The 2,844-nt window shown below is 32.8% G+C and carries 1 protein-coding gene; it reads left to right on the top strand.

Annotated elements, in window-relative coordinates; all coding sequences use genetic code 11:
- On the top strand, positions 1 to 2,844 hold a 2,844-nt coding region (locus tag Q0049_RS09735; protein ID WP_298119210.1), incomplete at both ends, for a choice-of-anchor J domain-containing protein.

Here is a 2,844-nt window from a genome sequence, read left to right as displayed (position 1 = left end):
TTTGAGAATACAACTGGACCTAACCTACCATCACCTACAACACCAACTCCATGGACGCTTGGAACAGGAATATCAGGAAATCAATGGACGGTTTTTGATAACGGTGTTGGTTTAGGTCAGCGTTGGGAAATCAAGAATCAAGTTGCAACACCTCCATTAGTTAAATCAGGTTTAAATGCTGCCTACATCAATAGAGAAAATATTGGCATTGGAAATACCTCCGAAGATTATTTAGCTACTCCACTAGTTTCAATTCCACCAAATCCTGTTCTAAGATTTTCAAGTAGAACATTTTCACTAGGAAATAATGGAACTATTTATCAAATAAAATTATGTCCAGGCACATTAAATCCATCAATTCCTGCAAATTATACTACGCTACTTGCAGAATATACAGAAAACCAACTTTCTAGTACTTTTAATATATATGAAGAAAAATTTTTATCTCTTCCTTCTTCATTAGTTGGAACACAAGTATATATAGCTTTTGTTAGAAAACATACGCAAAATACTGCATCACTTGAAGGTGATAGATGGCTACTTGATGATGTAAATATAGAATCAGCTTCTTGTGACACACCAACAACTTTAACCGTTACTGGAATTTTGTCAAATAGTGCTTCACTAAGTTGGGTAAATCCAAGTGGATCAACATCATGGGAAATAGAAATTGTACCGATAGCAGATACTCCAACAGGAACAGGAATAATATATAGTGGACCGTTGCCTTATATAGCTACTGGTTTAACACCAGAAACAGCTTACAAATATTATGTAAGAGCGATTTGTAGTAGTGGAATAGTCACGGATTGGGCTGGACCACAAAATTTCACTACAACATTTGCTCCTCCTGTTTGTGGTGGAAATTTTGTTGATAATGGAGGAGCAACTTCAAATTATTTTAATAATTCTAATAATACTGTAACAATTTGCCCAACTATTGCTGGAGAAGTTGTAACCGTTACTTTTACTTCTTTTGATGTTGAAACTAACAATGATGCTTTGTATGTTTTTAATGGAAGTTCTATTACAGATCTACAAATAGCAAGTCCAAATGGTGCAGGAAATGTTCCTGGAGGTTTGGCTGGTGGATATTGGGGAACGACAATTCCTGGTCCATTTACTTCATCAAGCCCAAGTGGTTGTTTAACTTTTAGATTTAGAAGTAATAATAGTGTTACTAACTCTGGCTGGAGTTCTAATGTTAGTTGTGGTCCATCTGATTCTATTTGTTATCCAACTAGTCAACCTGTAGTTAGTAATATTACAAGTACGTCAGCAACTATAAGTTGGAATGATTATTACAATACCTCAACATCATGGGATATTTTAGTATTACCCTATGATGCACCAGTTCCAACAAGTTTAACAACAGGTTGGATAACAGCTTCAACAAATCCATTCGTTATTACTGACTTAGCTCCAAATTGTTATAAAGTATATGTTAGAAGTATTTGTAATTTTACTGAAAATCAAACTTCAAATTGGAGTACACCTGCTTCTATTTGTGATTGTACACAATTTGGAACTTGTAGTGATTATATAACAGCTATAGCTTTCATTGACAGTAATGGAAATGGGATTAAAGATGCAACAGAAAATAATTTCTATCATGGAACATTTAGTAAAACTGTAAACGATGGAACCCCAACTTATTATTCCTCAAATAATGGTGATTTGCACATTCCTTCTATAATCCCAACAAATAGTTATGATTTAAATTTTTTAATTCCAACTTATTTGAATTCCTACTATTCTTGTTCTACAAGCTACAATAACATAACAATTGTTACTGGTTCTGGAGCAAACTATTATTATTTTCCTGTAACAGAAATCACGCCTTATATAGACGTTTCTACCTATTTATATGCTTCAAATCCACGTCCTGGATTTTCAAGAGGTTGTGGTCTATACTATAGAAATAATTCTACTTCAACAATTGCGAGTGGAACAGTAACATTTACTAAAAATAATTTAGAAACCATAACAAGCATAAATCAAAGTGGAACTGTTTCAACGGCTACAGGTTTTACCTACAACTTCACCAATTTAGCCCCAAACGAAACTAGATCTATAGGTATTGATTTGCAAACACCCACAATTCCAACAGTAAATCTTGGTGATTTATTGACCATTTCTTCAAGTATATCAGGTGTTTCTGGAGATATTAATGCTACAAACAACAATTATTCCTTAACAAAAGCTGTAATTGGTTCGTATGATCCAAATGAAATTTATGAATCTCGTGGTCCTGAAATTGTTCATAGCAATTTTACAACAAACGATTATTTATATTACACCATAACTTTTGAAAATACAGGAACTGCCAATGCTGAATTTATTAGAATTGAAAATCTATTAGATAGTAAATTGAATCCAAATTCAATAGAAATGGTTGGGTCAAGTCATGATTATGATTTGAAACGCGAAAATAATCAACTGACTTGGTATTTTTATAATATAGATTTACCTCCAACGTCATTAAATCCGATAGAAAGTCATGGGTTTGTTACTTACAGAATTAAACCAAATTCTGGATATGCTATTGGAGATGTCATTCCAAATACTGCAAACATTTATTTTGATTATAATCCTGCCATTGTCACCAATACTTTCAACACAGAATTTGTTGCCGCTTTGGGTAACTCAACATTTGATTCGGGAAATTTCGTATTAGTCCCAAATCCTGCTTCTGATTTTGTTCATATTTATTTACAAAATAATTCAGAAAGTATTAAATCAATTCTAATTCATGATGTTTTAGGAAAAACAATCAAAATGATTGATGAAGTAAATTCAAATCAAACACAAATAAACACATCTGAACTTTCTCAAGGTGTTTAT

Source organism: Flavobacterium sp. (assembly GCF_027484205.1).
In the GTDB taxonomy this organism is placed as follows: domain Bacteria; phylum Bacteroidota; class Bacteroidia; order Flavobacteriales; family Flavobacteriaceae; genus Flavobacterium.
The sequence above is the reverse complement of the archived record's forward strand: the minus strand, read 5'-3'. Positions and strand labels throughout refer to the sequence as shown.